19 protein-coding genes are annotated in these 16,853 nt (G+C 70.9%); 12 read left to right on the forward strand and 7 right to left on the reverse strand.

The genetic code is table 11. From position 1 onward, the window contains the following. The first annotated feature begins 27 nt into the window (after positions 1-27). Complete coding sequence (locus tag ACIBG8_RS25590) at positions 28-513, forward strand: MarR family winged helix-turn-helix transcriptional regulator (RefSeq protein WP_397345442.1); 486 nt, start codon at positions 28-30, stop codon at positions 511-513. A gap of 115 nt (positions 514-628) precedes the next feature. Here the strand turns inward: ACIBG8_RS25590 and ACIBG8_RS25595 are convergent, their stop codons facing one another. Next, positions 629-1,207 (reverse strand): SGNH/GDSL hydrolase family protein, encoded by a 579-nt coding sequence (locus ACIBG8_RS25595; protein ID WP_397345443.1) that lies wholly within the window; start codon positions 1,205-1,207, stop codon positions 629-631. 140 nt (positions 1,208-1,347) lie between these two features. Between ACIBG8_RS25595 and ACIBG8_RS25600 the strand changes: the two genes are divergently transcribed. Together ACIBG8_RS25600 and ACIBG8_RS25605 are read left to right on the forward strand one after the other, a co-directional pair. Next, on the forward strand, positions 1,348-2,079 hold the full coding sequence (locus tag ACIBG8_RS25600) for an alanyl-tRNA editing protein (RefSeq protein WP_397345444.1): 732 nt from the start codon (positions 1,348-1,350) through the stop codon (positions 2,077-2,079). A 200-nt stretch (positions 2,080-2,279) separates the two neighbouring features. Further along, a complete protein-coding gene (locus ACIBG8_RS25605; protein ID WP_397345445.1) occupies positions 2,280-3,677 on the forward strand; it encodes an MFS transporter in 1,398 nt (465 codons plus the stop codon). Here the strand turns inward: ACIBG8_RS25605 and ACIBG8_RS25610 are convergent. From ACIBG8_RS25610 to ACIBG8_RS25620, 3 genes are read right to left on the reverse strand one after another with little or no spacing between them, the layout of a single operon-like run. Next, positions 3,649-4,869, reverse strand: a complete 1,221-nt coding sequence (locus ACIBG8_RS25610; RefSeq protein ID WP_397345446.1) for an RNA polymerase sigma factor — start codon at positions 4,867-4,869, stop codon at positions 3,649-3,651. The two genes, ACIBG8_RS25605 and ACIBG8_RS25610, sit on opposite strands and share 29 nt — an antisense overlap. Before the next feature lie 10 nt (positions 4,870-4,879). Next, on the reverse strand, positions 4,880-5,221 hold the full coding sequence (locus tag ACIBG8_RS25615) for a YciI family protein (protein WP_397345447.1): 342 nt from the start codon (positions 5,219-5,221) through the stop codon (positions 4,880-4,882). Between the two features lie 56 nt (positions 5,222-5,277). After that, entirely contained in the window at positions 5,278-6,117 is an 840-nt protein-coding gene (locus tag ACIBG8_RS25620; protein WP_397345448.1) for a neutral zinc metallopeptidase, read from the reverse strand. Between the two features lie 68 nt (positions 6,118-6,185). Between ACIBG8_RS25620 and ACIBG8_RS25625 the strand changes: the two genes are divergently transcribed. Genes ACIBG8_RS25625 through ACIBG8_RS25635 form a run of 3 tightly spaced genes read left to right on the forward strand, consistent with a single transcriptional unit; the run spans position 6,186 to position 9,795 of the window. Further along, the gene (locus ACIBG8_RS25625) at positions 6,186-7,781 is read left to right on the forward strand and encodes a DUF2207 domain-containing protein (protein ID WP_397345449.1); all 1,596 of its coding nucleotides are present in this window, start codon (positions 6,186-6,188) and stop codon (positions 7,779-7,781) included. Further along, positions 7,778-8,710 (forward strand): RNA polymerase subunit sigma-70, encoded by a 933-nt coding sequence (locus tag ACIBG8_RS25630; RefSeq protein WP_397345450.1) that lies wholly within the window; start codon positions 7,778-7,780, stop codon positions 8,708-8,710. The genes ACIBG8_RS25625 and ACIBG8_RS25630 overlap by 4 nt, the downstream gene beginning before the upstream one ends. Positions 8,711-8,715: 5 nt before the next feature. Beyond that, entirely contained in the window at positions 8,716-9,795 is a 1,080-nt protein-coding gene (locus tag ACIBG8_RS25635; RefSeq protein ID WP_397345451.1) for a serine hydrolase domain-containing protein, read from the forward strand. Here the strand turns inward: ACIBG8_RS25635 and ACIBG8_RS25640 are convergent. Together ACIBG8_RS25640 and ACIBG8_RS25645 are read right to left on the reverse strand one after the other, a co-directional pair. After that, positions 9,792-10,415: a response regulator gene (locus ACIBG8_RS25640; protein WP_397345452.1), complete on the reverse strand. Its 624-nt coding sequence runs from the start codon at positions 10,413-10,415 to the stop codon at positions 9,792-9,794. The genes ACIBG8_RS25635 and ACIBG8_RS25640 overlap by 4 nt on opposite strands. Beyond that, the gene (locus ACIBG8_RS25645; RefSeq protein ID WP_397345453.1) at positions 10,412-11,446 is read right to left on the reverse strand and encodes a sensor histidine kinase; all 1,035 of its coding nucleotides are present in this window, start codon (positions 11,444-11,446) and stop codon (positions 10,412-10,414) included. The genes ACIBG8_RS25640 and ACIBG8_RS25645 overlap by 4 nt, the downstream gene beginning before the upstream one ends. Positions 11,447-11,577: 131 nt before the next feature. Between ACIBG8_RS25645 and ACIBG8_RS25650 the strand changes: the two genes are divergently transcribed. The 5 genes from ACIBG8_RS25650 to ACIBG8_RS25670 all read left to right on the forward strand — a co-directional run bounded on the left by ACIBG8_RS25650 (position 11,578) and on the right by ACIBG8_RS25670 (position 15,448). Next, positions 11,578-12,060, forward strand: coding sequence for a heme-binding protein (locus ACIBG8_RS25650; protein ID WP_397345454.1), 483 nt, complete (start codon positions 11,578-11,580; stop codon positions 12,058-12,060). Between the two features lie 113 nt (positions 12,061-12,173). Continuing rightward, positions 12,174-12,773 (forward strand): ankyrin repeat domain-containing protein, encoded by a 600-nt coding sequence (locus ACIBG8_RS25655; protein ID WP_397345455.1) that lies wholly within the window; start codon positions 12,174-12,176, stop codon positions 12,771-12,773. A 46-nt stretch (positions 12,774-12,819) separates the two neighbouring features. Beyond that, complete coding sequence (locus tag ACIBG8_RS25660) at positions 12,820-13,866, forward strand: sensor histidine kinase (RefSeq protein ID WP_397345457.1); 1,047 nt, start codon at positions 12,820-12,822, stop codon at positions 13,864-13,866. Then, the gene (locus tag ACIBG8_RS25665; RefSeq protein WP_397345458.1) at positions 13,863-14,456 is read left to right on the forward strand and encodes a response regulator transcription factor; all 594 of its coding nucleotides are present in this window, start codon (positions 13,863-13,865) and stop codon (positions 14,454-14,456) included. The genes ACIBG8_RS25660 and ACIBG8_RS25665 overlap by 4 nt, the downstream gene beginning before the upstream one ends. A 47-nt stretch (positions 14,457-14,503) precedes the next feature. Further along, complete coding sequence (locus ACIBG8_RS25670; protein WP_397345459.1) at positions 14,504-15,448, forward strand: hypothetical protein; 945 nt, start codon at positions 14,504-14,506, stop codon at positions 15,446-15,448. On the opposite strand, the gene ACIBG8_RS25675 is transcribed toward ACIBG8_RS25670, so the two are convergent. Continuing rightward, positions 15,432-16,334, reverse strand: a complete 903-nt coding sequence (locus tag ACIBG8_RS25675; RefSeq protein WP_397345460.1) for an asparaginase — start codon at positions 16,332-16,334, stop codon at positions 15,432-15,434. The two genes, ACIBG8_RS25670 and ACIBG8_RS25675, sit on opposite strands and share 17 nt — an antisense overlap. A 45-nt stretch (positions 16,335-16,379) precedes the next feature. On the opposite strand from ACIBG8_RS25675, the gene dtd reads away from it, so the two are divergent. Continuing rightward, positions 16,380-16,805: a D-aminoacyl-tRNA deacylase gene (dtd, locus tag ACIBG8_RS25680; protein ID WP_397345461.1), complete on the forward strand. Its 426-nt coding sequence runs from the start codon at positions 16,380-16,382 to the stop codon at positions 16,803-16,805. Positions 16,806-16,853 lie beyond the last annotated feature (48 nt).

Genomic DNA, 16,853 nt, shown 5'->3' on the forward strand with positions numbered 1-16,853 from the left:
CTTTATCTTGAACTCCAAGAGGCTTGAATGTCAAGAGAAAAAATCGAAGAGGTCGTGTCGAACGAGATGCAGCTCATGCAGGCGGCCGTCAACGACTACGACGAGGCCGTAGCCAGGGCGCTCGGCATCAACCGCACCGACCTGCGCTGCCTGGAGATCCTCACCGGCAGGGAGTCTGCGACGCCGAGCGTGCTCGGTCCCGCGCTCGGGCTGACCACCGGGAGCGTGACCGCCATGCTCGACCGGCTGGAGAAGCTCGGCTACCTCACCCGCTCCCCCGACCCCGACGACCGGCGCAAGGTCGTGGTACGGATCACCGAGGAGGTGCGGGAGGACACGTGGGGGTTCTACAAGGCGTTCGCCGAGGAGGGCGCGGCGCTGATGGGAGGGCTGTCGGAGGCGGAGCTGGAGCTGGTGGGGCGTTTCCTGCGGGGGGCGCGCGAGATGTACGACAGGCAGCTCGACCACGTCCGCACCCTGCCCGCCGTACGCACCAGAAAAGCCCGCAAATAGCCCCACCTCTCACCCCGCGGATAACCCCACCGCATCCCTCTGGGTGGTCGGTCAGTGGTGGGGAGTGCCTGGTCCTTGGATGGTCCAGGGGGCAACGCGCGATCGGGGTTCGGCGTCAGGCGGCGGAGCGGAGGGCGCTGACCAGCCAGCGGGCTATGCGCAGATGTCCGGAGAAGGTGGGATGGATGCCGTCGGGCAGGACGGTCTCCGCGCGTTTGCCCGTCACCCACCGCTGCTCCATCGGGTCGATGAAGGTGATCTGCTCGCGTCCGGCCACGTCCTTCAGGGCGTCGCGGACCGCGTAGGCCTTGCGGGGAGCGCGGTCGAGCCAGAGCGGCCCCACCAGCACGATCTTGGTGGCGGGCCAGTAGCCGCGGGCCGTCCAGACGAGCCTCGCCGCCGCCTGCCGTACCCGCAGGGTCGTCCACCGGCGGTCGTTGTGACCCCCCGAGATGACCAGCACGTCAGGAGCGGGCCGCCAGGCCAGCTCCGCCTCGAACGACTCCTGGAAGTTGCGCCCCACGCGCCCCCTGTTGACGAACCCCGTGCCACCCGCCCCCGCGATCACCGGCTGCCACCGCAGCAACCGCGCCGTCTCCGTCGCGTAACTGCGCCACGTGGGCACCGGCCCCGACCCGACGGTGAAGCTGTCGCCGACGAACATCATGACCGGGGTGACCGCCTTCTGCGCCACCGGCCTTACGGGAGCCGCCGCCTCGGCGCCACTGCATCCCGAAATTGCCGAACATATCGCCAGAAGTGCGGCGGCCGGTGCGGTCGGCGGGCGATCCAGCAGGCCGCGCATTCTCACCTCGAGGGCTCTAGGCTGCCGACATGAGCATCGATCTCCACGGGCGTACGCTACGGCTCGAGCTGGCAGACCAGAACCTGCGCTCCTTCGAGGCCGTCGTCCTGGACTCGACGCCCGAGGGGATCGTCTTGAGCAGGTCGGCATTCTACCCAGGTGGCGGCGGCCAGCCGGCGGATCAGGGAACTCTGCTCTGGCAAGGGGTGGAAACCAGGATCGCCGGCGTACGCAAAGGCGACGATCTCTACCTGATCCCCTTGGAGGGCGACCCGGTGCCCCCGGTCGGCACGGTGGTCCAGGCGGCTGTGGCCGACGAGCGGCGCTCGGCTCTGATGCGTACCCACTCGGGGTTGCACGTGCTCTGCGGCGTCGTCTTCCGCGACTACGGCTCGCTCGTCACGGGCGGCAACATGGAGCCTGGAACCGCACGCATGGACTTCAACCTGCCCGAGGTGCCCCAGGGGTTCAAGGAGGCGGTGGAGGCGGCGTGCAACGCCGAGATCCTCGCCGACCGGCGCATCGACGTGCGGGTGCTGCCCAGGCAGGAGGCGTTCGCGATCCCGGACATCATCCGCACGGCCACCAACCTGGTGCCCGAGGAGGTCGAGGACGTGCGCATCGTCGACATCGTCGGCCTGGACACCCAGGCCGACGGCGGCACCCACGTGGCCTCGACCAAGCAGATCGGCGAGATCCGGGTCACCAAGATCGAGAGCAAGGGGCGCGGGTTCCGCCGCCTGCGCATCGCCATCGTCTGACGACCGCGGCTGTCTTAGGGCTCCTAACAGCATGACCCCTCGTCCCGAGAGCGCCCACGGCCCTCCGGAGGGGAGACCATTCGTGCGGGAGGCCCTTCTGTTGGAAGCTCTTAGGGCTGGGCTTCCCCGGGGGGCGGGGTATGCCGGGGTTTGTCTTGGGGTGGGGTTATCTGTGGTGGAACCCGGGGCACGGGCGGGACATGAAGGTGGAGACGGGGCAGCGGCGCTGGCAGGCGTTGTCGATCTGCCTGGTCGTGGCGTTCATGACCCTGCTCGACGTCAGCATCGTCAACGTGGCCCTGCCCTCCATCCAGGAAGGCCTGCACGCCTCGGAAGGCGCCCTGCAGTGGATCCTGTCGGGCTACGCGCTCACCTTCGGGCTGGCGCTCGTCCCGGCGGGCAGGCTGGGGGACGCGCGGAGTCGCCGGGCCGTGTTCATGTGGGGGCTCGCCGGGTTCACCCTGGCCAGTGCGGTCTGCGGTCTCGCGCCCTCCATCGAGTGGCTCATCGTCGCCAGGCTGCTCCAGGGCGTCGCGGGCGGGGTGCTGAACCCGCAGGTGGCCGGGCTGATCCAGCAGCAGTTCCAGGGGGCGGACAGAGGCAAGGCGTTCGGGGCGCTGGGGGCGACCATCGGGATCGCCACCGCCGTCGGGCCGCTCCTCGGTGGGGTGCTGATCGCGCTGGCGGGCAGTGAGGAGGGCTGGCGCTGGGTGTTCTATGTGAACGTCCCCGTCGGGGTCATCGCGTTGCCCCTGGCGTACAAACTGCTGCCTCCACCCATCTACGGCGAGCAGAAGGGGATGGACCCGCTCGGCGTCCTCCTGCTCGGGCTCGGCGTGGTCGCGATCATGCTGCCCTTCCTCGAGGCGCAGGAGTGGGAGGGCGCGGCCAAGTGGGCGCTCATCCCGGTGGGTGCGGTGCTGCTCGCGGTGTTCACCTGGTGGGAACGCCGGTGCAAGGGGCCGCTGGTCAACTTCAGCCTCTTCCGGCTGCGTTCCTACGCGCTCGGCTCCCTGCTGGGCCTGCTGTACTTCTCCGGCTTCACCGCGATCTTCTTCATCTTCACCGTCTACCTGCAGAACGGGCTCGGGTCCTCGGCGCTGGAGGCCGGGCTCGCGGTCACGCCGTTCGCCGTGGGCTCGGCGGTCGCCGCGTTCGTCGGCGGGCGGCTCGTGTCACGTTACGGCCGGGCGCTGATCGTGTTCGGGCTGGTCGTGGTGATCGTCGGGCTGCTCGGCGCGTGGCTGGCCGTGGAGTTGTGGCCGGGCAAGGGGGTCGGGTACGCCACGGCGCTCCCCCTGCTGGTCGCCGGGCTCGGCAGCGGCCTGGTGATCTCGCCCAACCAGACGATCGCGCTGTCCGAGGTGCCCTTCCAGGAGGGCGGGACCGCGGCCGGAGTGCTGCAGACCGGGCAGCGCATCGGCAACGCGGTCGGCATCGCCGCCGTCGGGTCGGCGTTCTTCGCCGCCGTCGCGGGCAACCACGGCGACTGGGGCGCGGCCTTCCGCCTGGGCCTGCTCGTCATCCTGGCCTTCGTCCTGGCCGCCCTGGCGGTGGGCTTCTACGACCTCAAGGCAGGCCATCAGCCCGCTCGATGAGCAGCCTGCGCTCGCGCTCGTTCCTTGTCAGCGCCGCCGCCTTGAGGAACTCCTCCCGAGCCTCCCGTGTACGGCCCAGCCGAGCGAGCAGGTCGCCGCGCACGCTCGGCAGCAGGTGGTAGTCGGGCAGCGCGTCACCGAGCTGGTCGAGCAGCTCCAGCCCGACGGCAGGGCCGTACGCCATCGAGAGCGCGACCGCCCGGTTGAGCTCCACCACCGGCGAAGGTGCCAGCGAGGCCAGCTCCTCGTAAAGGGCCGAGATGCGCACCCAGTCGGTCTCCGAAGGGGTGAGCGCGCGGGCGTGGCAGGCGGCGATCTCGGCCTGCAGCACGTAGGGGCCGACCGCCTCCGCGCGCTTCAGCGCGGTCAGGCCGCGGCCGATGAGCATCCGGTCCCAGCGCGTCCTGTCCTGGTCGAGCAGGAGGACGGGCTCGCCGTCCGGCCCGGTGCGCGCGGCCGTACGCGAGGCCTGGATCTCCATCAGCGCGACCAGGCCGTGCACCTCCGGCTCCTTGGGCATGAGCTCGGCCAGGATGCGGCCCAGGCGCAGCGCGTCCTGGCAGAGCGCGGGCCGCATCCAGTCGTCGCCCGCCGTGGCCGTGTAGCCCTCGTTGAAGACCAGGTAGATGACCTCGAGCACGGAGGCCAGCCGCTCGACGAGCTCGGCGCCCTGCGGCACCTCGAACGGCACCTGTTCCTTGGCCAGCGTCTTCTTCGCCCTGACGATGCGCTGGGCGACGGTCGGCTCGGGCACCAGGAAGGCGCGCGCGATCTCGTCGGTGGTCAGCCCGCCGAGCAGCCGCAGCGTGAGCGCCACCCTGGCCTGCGTGGACAGGACCGGGTGGCAGGCGACGAAGACCAGGCGGAGCAGGTCGTCCTCGATCTCCTCCAGGTCGAACTCGTCCTCGGCGACGTCGGTCTGGAGCCTGCCGACCTCCTCCAGCTTGCGGCCGTAGGTCTGCTCTCTGCGGATCAGGTCGATGGCCCGCCGCTTGGAGATCGCCATGAGCCACGCGCCGGGATTGCGCGGAACGCCCTCGCGCGGCCACTGTTCCAGTGCCGCGAGGAGGGCGTCCTGCGCGAGCTCTTCCGCGATGCCGACGTCGCGCACGATGCGGGCGAGTCCGGCGATGACCCGCGCCGACTCGATGCGCCACACCGCGTCGATCGCGCGATGGGTGTCAGAGACCACCCACCGGAGTCTAGACCTCGTACACCCGGCGAAGCTCTACCTCGGATCCCTCCTGTCCCGGCATGCGGGAGGCCCACTCCACGGCCTCCTCCTTCGACTTGACCTCGATGATCCAGAACCCGGCGATGAGCTCCTTGGACTCGGTGAACGGCCCGTCCACCACGGTCGACCTGCCGCCGGAGAACTTCAGCCGGACCCCTTCGGAGCTGGGGTAGAGGCCCTCACCGGCGAGCATCACGCCCGCCTTGACGAGCTCGGCGTTGTAGGTGCGCATCTGGGCGACGATGTCGCTGCTCGGCGTGAAGTCGGCGCCGCCCTCGGGGTCGCCCTTGACGATCATCATGTAGCGCATGATGTTCTCCCTTCTCTCAGCCACGCGTCGAACGGGGGACGCGGGAATCGACGTTCTCAGGAAACTTCCGCCGAGGAAACCGTCCACGTGTCACAGGCGGACGGCGTGCCCGTCGTGAAGCCGCGGTCCAGCCAGCCCGCGTAGCTCGCGCCGCTGCCGTGGTTGCGCTCCTCCTCGGGCTTGGCGTCCTCGCCCCTGGCCCTGGAGTCCTCCAGCGCCGACTCCCACAGCTCGGCGCTGAGCGGCGGGGCCAGCCGTACGGCGTGGAAGTAGACGCCGGCCAGGCACTGGGCCTGCAGTTCCGCGCGGCGGGTCAGTTCGTTGGCGCGCGCGGCGTCGGCACTGGCGCGCAGTTGCCAGGCGGCGGTCAGGATGCCCGCCGCGTTCTGCACGTGGTGGGCGTACTCGTGGGCCAGCACCCGGCCGTAGATCGAGAACTGCCAGACCGGCGCGTAGCCGGACGCCTTCACCACGTCGGCCGTGCCGATGTACATGCCCTGGTTGGTCGGGCAGTAGAACGCCGAGGCTCCGGAGGCGGGGAAGTCGCCGCACGGGCTCCTGCCAGGGCTGTCCCAGAACACCCGGTCCGGCCGCGTGAACGCGCCGCCGAGCGTGGCCCGCCACGTCGTGTCCAGGCAGTCGGTCAGCGTGCCCATGAAGGCGGCCATGGACGCCGGGTCGCCCTCCTCGATGGCCGGTACGGCACAGCCGTACCTGGGCAGCGAGGCGGGAAGGCTGACGAACCCCCGCACCTCGGTGTCAGCCAGCGATGGCGTGGACGTAGGCCCGGCGACCGTCGGGCGCGACCCGGCCAGCAGCGAGCAGACGACCACGGTCAGCACGATGGCCGCGGCGCACGCACCCAGCGGCGCGGCCCACGACGTAGACCGCCGCATGAACATATCCCCCCAGGTCAACAACGTACCCAGACCCAGCAGGGCGTATCCCGATAAGCTGCCCTGCCATGACGTTCTTGCGCATGGCTGTCGCGGCCCTCTTCGCGGCGGCGCTCCTCGGCGGCGGCACCGCGCACGCGGCGGCCGGCAAGGTGGCCGACGAGGCGGTCGATCTGGAGCTCAAGCCGGGTGGCGTCCTGCACGTCAAGGAAACGATCACTGTAGAGGGCGGGCCGGTCGCGCGCACGCTTCTCACCAGGGTCAGCGCGGGAGACGTCAACGACCGGCTCTTCCGGATCTCCGGGTTCAAGGGCGACGGCAAGCTGACCGGCGACACGATCACCGTCAATCCCGGCAAGGCCGTCTTCGAGTACGACGTGGCCGGCGCGGTCGCGCCGATCACCGGCGGCGAGGAGCTGAACTGGTTCGCGGCCGGCGGCTGGGACGGGCCGGTCGCCAAGGCCTCGGTCCACGTCAAGGGGCCTGGCGGGGTGCAGAGCCTGTCGTGCTTCGCCGGCGACCTGTCCTCGCGGATCGGCTGCACCGAGGCGTCGATGGACCACACCGGCGTCGACGCCGACTTCGGCCAGCAGGGCCTCGGCCCCGGCCAGGTGCTGACCGTGGTGGTGGGCTTCCCCGCCGGGGCCAGCGGTGGCAAGCCGATCCTGGAGAAGCGCTTCTCGCTGGCCGGCGCGTTCACCCTCGACACGGTCACCGGCGGCGCGCTGGCCGGGCTGCTGGTACTGCTGCTCGGCGGCATCGGGCTGCTCTACTGGACGCGCGGTCGCGACGCCCGCGTGTCGAGCAGCGCGGTCAACCCGGTGGAGAACGGCCATTTCTCCCCGCCGGACGGGGTGCGTCCCGGCCAGATCGGCACGCTGGTCGACGAGCAGGCCGACGTCGTCGACGTGACGGCCACGATCGTGGACCTGGCGGTGCGCGGCTACCTGCGGATCGACGAGCAGCCCAGGCAGGCCTACGACGCCCCCGACTGGATGCTGGTCAAGAACCTGAACGCGCCCGTGCGCTCGCTGCTCCCCTACGAGCTCGCCCTCTACGAGGCGATCTTCGAGGGGCGCGACCACGTGCTGCTGTCGCAGCTCACCGGGTCGTTCGCCAAGCACCTGGGCAAGGTGCGCGACGCCCTCTACGCCGACGTGGTCGAGCAGGGCTGGTTCGCCCGCCGTCCCGACACCGAGCGCACCCGCTGGACCACGATCGGCCTGATCCTGTGCGGGCTCGGCGTGGTGGCGACCGTGGCGCTGGCCTGGTTCACGACGTACGGCCTGCTGGGCCTCGCGCTGATCATCGCCGGGGCCGCGCTGACCGTGGGCGGGCAGTACATGCCGGCCAAGACCGCCAAGGGCGCGGCCGCGCTCGCGCACACGCTGGGCTTCCGCGACTACCTGTTCTCCGGCGACGTGAAGAACGGCGACGTGGAGCTGTTCTCCCGCTACCTGCCCTACGCGGTGATCTTCGACGGGGTGGACCACTGGTCGCGGGTGGTGGCCTCGGTGACCGGCAACGGGAGCCAGGCGGACAACCTGTACTGGTACCACGGCCCGGCCGAGTGGGACCTGTCGAAGTTCGCCGGTTCCATGCGGACCTTCACGACCACGACGTCAGGTGCGATCTCGGCGTCCCGGCAGCTCCGCTCCCTGTGACTCCGGAACAGCTCGAGGCGCATCGCCGCGAGCTGCACGTGCACTGCTACCGGATGCTCGGCTCCTACGACGAGGCTGAGGATCTGGTGCAGGAGACGTTCCTAAGGGCGTGGCGCAACCGCGGCACGCCGCCGGAGAACCTGCGCGCCTGGCTCTACAAGATCGCCACCAACGCCTGCCTGGACTTCCTCAAGGCGACTCCACGCACGCCGGTGCCCAGGGAAGCCCCCATCGTCGCCGACTCGTGGCTGGAGTGGCCGACGACGACGTCCGTGCCGTGGCTGCAGCCGTACCCGGACACCCTTCTCGACGCGGTGATCGAGCGGGAGACGATCGAGCTGGCCTTCCTGGCCGCCGTCCAGCACCTCCCGGCGCGGCAGCGCGCCGTGCTCATCCTGCGCGACGTGCTCGGCTGGTCGGCGCAGGAGACGGCCGAGGCGCTGGAGATGACCGTGGCGGCGATCAAGAGCGCGCTGCAGCGGGCCAGGCCGGTGATGCGCGAGCAGCTTCCAGCGCAGCGGATGAACACCGCTTCGGCCGAGGAGATGGCCGTCGTGCAGCGCTACATCATGGCGCTGGAGCAGGCCGACCCCTCGTTGCTGCCGTCGCTGCTGCGCGCCGACGTCTACCAGACCATGCCGCCCTCGCCGATGTGGATCCTGGGCCGCGAGGCGTTCGTGGGCGCCTGGGGCCCCCAGCTTGTCGGGCCGGACTCGTGGGGCGACTGGAAGGTCCTGCCCACCCGGGTCAACCGGCAGCCCGCGATCGCCGCCTACCTGCGCGCACCGGCCGACGACACGTACCGCGCCTACTGGCTGGGCGTCTTCCGCATGGAGGACGGTCTGATCTGCCAGATCAGCACCTTCGGCCATGCCCTTTTCCCGGAACTCGGTCTCCCCGATTCCTTTTCCGCCGCTCCCTCGTCATAGGGGGCATGACAACACTCCAGAAGAACGTCCAGGCCGCGATCGACGAGCTCGTCGGCTCAGGGGCGGAGCGCGGCGTGCAGGTGGCCGTGTGCAGGAACGGCGAGCTGCTCGTCGACGCGGTCGCCGGGGTGGCCGACCCGGCGACGGGCCGGGCGATGACCTCGGACACGCCTGTCTACGTCACCTCGACCGGCAAGGGCGTGATCGCCACCGTCGCCCACGTGCTGGCCGAGCGGGGCGCCCTCGCCTACGACGCGCCGATCGTGGAGTACTGGCCCGAGTTCGGCGCCCACGGCAAGGACAAGGCGACGGTACGGCAGGCGCTGTCGTTCTCCGTCGGCGTGCCTGGGGTGCCCGTCGACTCCACGCCTGAGAACCTCGCCGACTGGGACGGCATGTGCGCCACCATCGCGGCGGCCAAGCCGTGGTGGGAGCCGGGCACGCAGATCGGCTACCACCCGCAGACGTTCATGTTCATCGTGGGCGAGATCGTCCGCAGGGCCAGCGGGAAGCGCATCTCGCAGGTGCTGCTCGACGAGGTCGCCGGGCCGCTCGGCCTGGCCGACGAGCTGTACCTCGCGGTGCCTGAGGCGGAGCTGCCGCGGCTGGCGGTGATCGAGGACTCCGGCCCGGCGATGGAGCTGCCGCCGGAGATGCTGGAGTCGATGCCGTTCTTCCGCGTCGTCGACGGGTTCACCGCCGCGCCGCTGCGCGCCCTGCCGGACGCCGCCTACAGCAACAGGGCCGACATCCTGACCTCGGACTCCGGAGCCTCGATGAGCGCCAGGGCGATCGCCAGGACCTACGACGCGCTGCAGAACGGCCTCATCTCCCCCGAGCGCCTGGCCGAGGTCACGTCGGTCGCCGCGTCCGGGGACGACGTGGTGTCGGGGATGCCCGCCGCCTACGGGCTGGGGTTCGCGCTGCGGCTGCTGGACAGGGAGACGACCTTCGGGTGGTTCGGCAGCGGCGGCACGGCCGGGTTCGCCGACCTGGCGACCGGCACCTCCGTGGGCATCACCAAGAACGTGGCCGCAGCGGGCGAGTTCTCCACCGTGCAGCACATCGCGTCGATCGTGCTCTAGGTGCGGCGGATGTAGCCGCGTTCCACGGCCGTGCTGACCGCGGCGGTGCGGGTGTCCACGCCGAGCTTGCCGTACACGTGGTTGAGGTGGGTCTTGACGGTGGCCTCGGTGATGAACAGGGCCTTGGCGATCTCCCTGTTGCCCGCGCCCTTGGCCAGCAGTTCCAGGATCTCGATCTCCCTGGCGGTCAGGGCCGGGCCGGGGTCGCGCATGCGGCGCATCATGCGGGCGGCCACCTTGGGCGACAGCGCGCTCTCGCCCCTGGCCGCCGCCCTGATCGCCTGGAAGAGCTCGTCCGGCGGGCAGGCCTTGAGCACGTAGCCGGTGGCGCCCGCGTCGATGGCGCGCACGATGTCCGCGTCGGTCTCGTAGGTGGTGAGCACCAGCACCTGCGGGGCCACGGGCAGCGCCCGCACCTTCTTCGTCGTCTCCACCCCGTCGGGGCCGTCGCCGAGCTGCAGGTCCATGAGGACGACGTCGGGCTCGCGCAGCGCGATGCCCCTGACGGCGTCCTCGGCGTTCTCGGCCTCGCCGACGATCTCCATGTCGTCCTCGCCGCTGATCAGCGCGGCGATGCCCGCACGCACCACGGGATGGTCGTCGACCAGGAACAACTTCATACCGGCACCCTCGCAGCGATGGCGGTGCCCTCGCCGGGCACGCTCTCCACGACAAGGGTGCCACCCACCTGGGCCAATCTGTCGCTCATGGCGCGCAGGCCGTAGCCGCGTCCCGGTTCGCTCTCCGCCACGGCGAAGCCCTTGCCGTCGTCGAACACGTCCAGCGTCACCTCGCCGTCGAGGTACGCCAGGGTGACGACGGCGCGGGTGGCGCCGGCGTGCTCGCGGACGTTGGCCAGCGCGCCCTGGGCCACTCTCAGCAGGGCCGCCTGGACCTTGGCGTCGAGGGGATACTCCTCGCCTTCCAGGCGGAACTCGGCGTCGAGCGCCTTGAGTGCCTCAGGCAGCGTTCCCCTGTCGAGGTCCTTGGGGCCGAGGTCCCTGACGAACCTGCGTGCCTCTTCGAGGTTCTCGCCCGCTGCCTGGGCGGCCTGCCGTACGAGCTCGCGCGCCTTATCCGGATTTGTCGCCCACAGGCGGTCGGCGGCCTGGAGCAGCATGCGCTGGCTGGTCAGGCCCTGGGCCAGGGTGTCGTGGATCTCCCTGCTCAGCCGCTCGCGCTCCTGCAGCATGCCGGCCCTGCGCAGCTCCCAGAAGATCACCACGGTCATGGCGGCGACCGCGATGGGGGCCAGGACCAGGCTGGGGTCGAAGCGGTCGGACAGGTTGATCTGGGCGACGATCGTCGCCACGGTGAGGACGGCTGCCGCCACGATCGTCGTGCGCAGCGTCAGCAGGCGCAGGCAGACGAACAGCAGCGGGATCGCGCACCACGAGAACGACGGCGCCATCTCCACCAGCACCAGCCAGGCCGCCAGCACGACACCCAGCCACACGAGCCTGCCGCGGTGCCCGAGCCTGGCCCAGAGGGCGACGCCGAGCGCGTAGACGACGCCCAGCGCGAGCGCCACCGCCAGGGAGACGAGGGTCTGGGTGTCGAGCGAGTGCCTGACGACCAGGCGCGCGGCCGAAGCGGCGAGCAGCAGGAAGAAACCCGCGTGCATCGCCCTGTTCAGCCAGACGCTGTCCATTCCGCATCAACCAATCGATTGACTCCGCTCTCATCCGATTCTCCCCCAAGGGTCGATCCGGTGTCCGATGGCGCGGCGGCTTCCAGACGGCATTGTTGAGTCTGTTACCGCAACTGACCTGGAGGAACACCATGAAGCTTCGCCTTGCAGCCGCTGCCCTCGCCGGACTCGCCATCGTCGGCGGCGTCACCACGAGCGCCCAGGCCGCCGCGCCCAAGGACACCGTGCAGACCAACGTGCTCTCCACGGACGCGCTGCTGAAGGTCGCCGACGCCGCGCAGAAGGAGGCCACCAAGCAGAACCAGAAGGTCACCATCGCCATCGTGGACCGCTCGGGCGCCACGCGGCTGATCGTCAAGGGTGACGGCGCCGGGCCGCAGACGGAGGAGTCGGCCAAGCGCAAGGCGTTCACCGCCGTGTCCTTCGGCAAGGCCACGAGCGAGCTGGCCAAGAACCAGGCGCTGGCTGCCATCCCCGGCACCCTGCTGCTCGGCGGCGGCGTCCCGGTGGCGGCCGGCGGCGCCCCGATCGCGGGCATCGGCGTCGGCGGCGCCCCGGGCGGCGACATCGACGAGGCCATCGCCCAGGCCGGCCTCAAGGCCATCGGCGGCTGACCACGACCATGACGGCACTCACGAAGCTGGGCTGCGCCCCGAAGCGCAGCCCGCTCTGGGTCCTTCTGGTGGCCGTGCTTTTGCTGGGCGGTTGTGCCGCGCAAGGAGCCCCCGTGAAAGGATCTACCACCGTGCTCAACGAACAACTGCTCACGGCCGCGGCCTCTGGGGATGCCGCCGCCGTGCGTGAGGCGGTCACCGAAGGCGCCGACCTCGAGACGCGGGACGCCCAGCGGCGCACCGCGCTCCTCCTGGCCGCGGCGGCCGATCATGTCGAGGTGGCGCAGATCCTGGTGGCCGCAGGCGCCGATCCCGACGCGCTCGACTTCCAGCACGACACGCCCTGGCTGGTCACCGGCGTGACCGGCAGCGTCGCGATGCTCAAGGCGCTCCTGCCCGCCAACCCCGACCTCACGATCAGGAACCGCTACGGCGGCGTCTCGCTCATCCCCGCCTGCGAGCGCGGCCACGTCGCCTACGTGCGCGAGGTGCTCAAGACCGGCATCGACGTCAACCACGTCAACGACCTCGGCTGGACCGGCCTGCTGGAGGCGGTCATCCTGGGCAACGGCTCGAAGCCGTACCAGGAGATCGTGACGCTCCTGCTGGACGCCGGAGCCGACCGCGACCTGGCCGACCGCGACGGCGTCACGGCACTGCAGCACGCGGTCAAGAACGGCCAGCGCGAGATCGCGGCCCTCCTGCGAAAGTGACATCCGTCAGGTCCGCCGGAGCACCCTCAGGGGCGACAATGCGGATATGAGGGGGCGTTTCTGGACCAGCATCTACCTGGTCTTCCTGGGGTGGCCGATTCCGGTCTACCTGGAGGAGGGCGGGAATCCGGTACCGGTCCTGCTGGGGGTGGCGGTCTTCGCCGCCCTCTACCTCAGGGTCGTCTGGACCGCGATGTGCCGCCTGCGCGGCAACGCCACGCCCTGGTCGCTGGCCCTGCTGATCGTCACCGCCGCGCTGCTGGTGCCGCCCCTGGGCCAGCTGTGGATGTTCGTGTCGCTCTTCTTCGTCGTCACCGCCCTCGGGTGCTCGCTCCCGCGCAGATGGCTCCCCTTCGCGGTGGTCGCCGTGGTCGCGGCGGTCGTCCTCTCCCTGGGCAGCGACCTGGCCGCCTTCTGGTGGATCCCGGCCCAGGGGCTGCTCTTCACCGGCGCCATCGACGCCTTCGTCAGGGCCGGCGAGGCCAACACCGCGCTCGCCATAGAGCGGGCCCGCGCCGAACGCCTGGCCGTGGACAACGAGCGGCTGCGGTTCTCCAGGGACATGCACGACATCCTCGGGCACAGCCTGTCGGTGATGACGCTCAAGAGCCAGCTCGCCGGCCGCCTGGTCGAGTCCGACCCGCCGCGCGCCCGCGCCGAGATCGGCGAGGTGGAGGAGCTGTCCAGGCAGGCGCTCGCCGAGGTGCGCGAGGCCGTGTCCGGCTACCGGACGCTGTCCATGCCCGACGAGCTCGACAACGCCAGGCGCGTCCTGGCCGCGGCGGGCGTGGGGCTGGAGGTCTCCTCGGCGCCCATCCCGGCCGACGCGGAGTCGCTGCTGGCGTGGGTGGTCCGCGAGGGCACGACCAACGTCGTAAGGCACAGCCGGGCCGTACGCTGCGAGATCAGGCTCGGCGTCGAGGACTCCGAGGCCTACGTCGAGGTGGCGGACGACGGGCGCGGACCGGGCGCGCAGGAGCCGGGCACGGGCCTGCTCGGCCTGTCCGAGCGCCTGCAAGCCATGGGCGGCACCCTGCGCAGCGACCGCGCCCCAGCGGGCGGCTACCTGCTGAGCGCGCGGCTGCCCGTATGATCCGCGTCCTGCTGGCCGACGACCAGCACCTCGTACGGCAGGCCATGGCGGCGCTGCTCAGCTTCGAGCCGGACATCGAGGTCGTCGGCGAGGTCGGCAGGGGCGACGAGGTGCCGGAGGCGGTCGCCGAGCACCGGCCCGACATCGTGCTCCTCGACATCGAGATGCCCGGCCGCGACGGCCTGGACGTGGCAGCCGAGCTCACCGGCGTCGGCGTCATCATCCTGACCACGTTCGGCCGCCCCGGCTACCTGAGCAGGGCGATGAAGGCGGGCGCCGCCGGGTTCGTGGTCAAGGACGCGCGCGCCGAGGAGCTGGCCGACGCCATCCGCCGGGTGCACGCGGGCGAGCAGGTCGTGGACCGCAGGCTGGCGGCGGCCAGCAGGTCGCTCGGCGCCAGCCCGCTGACCGCGCGCGAGTGCGACGTGCTGCGCGCGGCCGCGCGGGGCGGGACGATCTCCGACATCGCGGCGAGCCTGTTCCTGTCGGACGGGACGGCGCGCAACTACCTGTCGAGCGCCATCGGCAAGACCGGCGCGCGCAACCGCGCCGAGGCGGCCCGCATCGCCGAGGCCAAGGGCTGGCTGTAGGACGTTCGTCACTACTCACGGCCTTTCCTACCGAGAATCCTCTTCGTATGGCCAAATACGCCTTCGGGCTGATGTTGCTGTCTCCCCTCGTCGCCGAGTTCCTGCTCGGCAACATCCCGATCACCATGCTGGTCGCCCTCGTCGCGCTGGTCCCCCTCTACGGCGGCGGCGCGCTGCTGATCAGGGAGGTCGCCAGGCGCAGGGGGCTGGGGTGGCCGGGGATCGTGCTGCTCGCCCTCGCCTACGCGGTGCTGGAGGAGGGGCTGGTCACGCAGTCGCTGTTCAACCCCTCGTGGGCGGGGCTGAGAATGCTCGACTACGGCTGGGTGCCCGCGCTGGGCATGGGCGCGTGGTGGACGGTGTTCGTGCTCGCCATCCACAGCGTGTGGAGCATCTGCGTGCCGATCGCACTCATGGAGTCGCTGGCGCGGTCGGACAGGCCTTGGCTGGGCAAGGTGGGGCTGACCGTGGTCTCGCTGGTCTTCGTGCTCGGCATCGCGCTGTCGGCGGTGTTCATGAACGCCACGCCGTACCTGCCGTCGGTTCCGCAGCTCGTCGGCACCGGGGTCGTCATCGTCGGGCTCGTCGCCGCGGCCCTGCTCTGGCGGCCTGCCGGGAGGCCGCTGGCCGCGCGGGCACCGTCCCCGTGGGTGGTCCTGGGGCTGACGCTGGTGGCCGGGGTGCTGTTCTGGGCGCCCGCACTGGTCTACGCGGGCGTGCCCGCCTGGGTGAGCGTGGCCTGGTACCTGGTGCTGTACGGCACGGCAGCCGTCCTCATCGCCCGGTGGTCGCGGAGCGCCGGGTGGGGCGGGCGGCACACGCTGGCCCTGGCGGGCGGCGGGCTGCTCACCTACGCGTGGCACGGCTTCGCGCAGCCGCCGGCGGTGCCCGCCCCCGCCGCCGTCGACCTGGCGGGCAACGCCTTCTTCGTCCTGGCGGCCGTGGCCCTGCTCCTCCTCGCCGCCAGGCGTACGGCTAGCGCCGTACTCTGATCTCGCCCACCGGGCGCCCGCCGCCGAGCAGCGGCGTGGCCGCCAGGGTGTCGAGCTCGGGGGCGTCCAGGCCCATCGCGCGCAGGGCGGCCACGGTGACCGGGGTGCGGGCGCGCTGGCCACCGTCCTCGATCTTCACCGTGCCGGCCCGGCCGTCGGAGAAGACGAACGCCTCGAACGCGTCGGCACCAGCCTTCAGCATCAGGCCGGGGAGGGCGCGCATGAGCTTGGCCTCGGGCCGGTGCGTCCCCGACGTCCATTCCGGATATTTCGTCATCGCCTGGAAGATGCCCTGACCCTCCTCGGTCAGCGGGAAGGCACGGAACGCGCGGGTGACGCCGACCATCGAGACGAAGAAGAGGGGCGCGCCGCAGCCGTCCACCCCGGTCGCGGCCACCCGCTCGCCGGTCAGCTCCTCGACCGTCGCCCTGATGGCGCGCTGGAGCGGGTGCGTCGGCTCCAGGTAGCTCTCCAGCGGCCAGCCATTGATCACGCAGGTGGCGAGCATGGCCGAGTGCTTGCCCGAGCAGTTCATGAAGACGCGGCCCTTGGTGGTGACCGTACGGTCCTCCGGGTAGTCCTCGGGGCACAGCAGCGCGGTCTCGTCGAGCCCGGCTCCGGCGAGGATCTTCCTGACCCCGTCGACGTGGAACGGCTCGCCCGCATGCGAGGCGCAGGCCAGCGCGAGCAGCTCGCCGTCGAGCTGGAGGCCGCTGCGCAGCATGCCGAGCGCCTGGAGGGGCTTCATCGACGAGCGCGGCGAGGCTATGGCGTCGACCGGGCCGTGCGTCTCGATGGGACGGCCGTCGGCGTCCACGACCAGCATCCTGGCGTGGTGGACGGACTCCACGAAACCAGAACGGACAACCTCTACCAGAAGCGACATGCCACGAGTCTACGGAGCCCTTTCCTTAGGCCAGAATGGGATCCCATGCGAGCTGTTGTGCAGCGGGTGAGCCACGCGTCCGTAGTGGTGGACGGCAGGACGGTCGGGGCGATCGACGAGCCCGGACTGATGGTGCTCGTGGGCGTCACGCACAGTGACACGGCCGCCGAGGCGCGCAAGCTGGCCGCGAAGTTGTGGGGGCTGCGCATCCTGCACGGCGAGAAGTCGTGCTCCGACGTCGGGGCGCCGCTGCTGGTGATCAGCCAGTTCACCCTCTACGCGGAGACGAAGAAGGGCAGGCGGCCCACCTGGCAGGCTGCCGCGCCTGGGCCGGTCGCCGAGCCGCTGGTGGAGGCGGTGGTGGCCGAGCTGCGGGCGCTGGGCGCGCACGTGGAGACGGGCAGCTTCGGCGCGGACATGAAGGTCTCGCTGCTCAACGACGGCCCGATCACGCTGGTGCTCGACCTCTGAGCTTTGTCCAAACGGGCGATTGCCGATGACCGCCCGCGGAGATTTCAA

Origin of the sequence: Nonomuraea sp. NPDC050556, assembly GCF_044457355.1 — a bacterium.
Lineage (GTDB): Bacteria > Actinomycetota > Actinomycetes > Streptosporangiales > Streptosporangiaceae > Nonomuraea.

Excerpts from the sequence above, each read along its gene's own strand:
- ACIBG8_RS25645 (WP_397345453.1), bottom strand. The coding sequence starts at position 11,446 with ATGGACAGCGTCTGGCTGAACAGGGCGATGCACGCGGGTTTCTTCCTG.
- ACIBG8_RS25620 (WP_397345448.1), bottom strand. The coding sequence starts at position 6,117 with ATGCGGCGGTCTACGTCGTGGGCCGCGCCGCTGGGTGCGTGCGCCGCG.
- ACIBG8_RS25635 (WP_397345451.1), top strand. The coding sequence starts at position 8,716 with ATGACAACACTCCAGAAGAACGTCCAGGCCGCGATCGACGAGCTCGTC.
- ACIBG8_RS25625 (WP_397345449.1), top strand. The coding sequence starts at position 6,186 with ATGACGTTCTTGCGCATGGCTGTCGCGGCCCTCTTCGCGGCGGCGCTC.
- ACIBG8_RS25675 (WP_397345460.1), bottom strand. The coding sequence starts at position 16,334 with ATGTCGCTTCTGGTAGAGGTTGTCCGTTCTGGTTTCGTGGAGTCCGTC.
- ACIBG8_RS25670 (WP_397345459.1), top strand. The coding sequence starts at position 14,504 with ATGGCCAAATACGCCTTCGGGCTGATGTTGCTGTCTCCCCTCGTCGCC.
- ACIBG8_RS25665 (WP_397345458.1), top strand. The coding sequence starts at position 13,863 with ATGATCCGCGTCCTGCTGGCCGACGACCAGCACCTCGTACGGCAGGCC.
- ACIBG8_RS25660 (WP_397345457.1), top strand. The coding sequence starts at position 12,820 with ATGAGGGGGCGTTTCTGGACCAGCATCTACCTGGTCTTCCTGGGGTGG.
- ACIBG8_RS25615 (WP_397345447.1), bottom strand. The coding sequence starts at position 5,221 with ATGCGCTACATGATGATCGTCAAGGGCGACCCCGAGGGCGGCGCCGAC.
- ACIBG8_RS25650 (WP_397345454.1), top strand. The coding sequence starts at position 11,578 with ATGAAGCTTCGCCTTGCAGCCGCTGCCCTCGCCGGACTCGCCATCGTC.
- dtd (WP_397345461.1), top strand. The coding sequence starts at position 16,380 with ATGCGAGCTGTTGTGCAGCGGGTGAGCCACGCGTCCGTAGTGGTGGAC.
- ACIBG8_RS25605 (WP_397345445.1), top strand. The coding sequence starts at position 2,280 with ATGAAGGTGGAGACGGGGCAGCGGCGCTGGCAGGCGTTGTCGATCTGC.
- ACIBG8_RS25600 (WP_397345444.1), top strand. The coding sequence starts at position 1,348 with ATGAGCATCGATCTCCACGGGCGTACGCTACGGCTCGAGCTGGCAGAC.
- ACIBG8_RS25640 (WP_397345452.1), bottom strand. The coding sequence starts at position 10,415 with ATGAAGTTGTTCCTGGTCGACGACCATCCCGTGGTGCGTGCGGGCATC.
- ACIBG8_RS25590 (WP_397345442.1), top strand. The coding sequence starts at position 28 with ATGTCAAGAGAAAAAATCGAAGAGGTCGTGTCGAACGAGATGCAGCTC.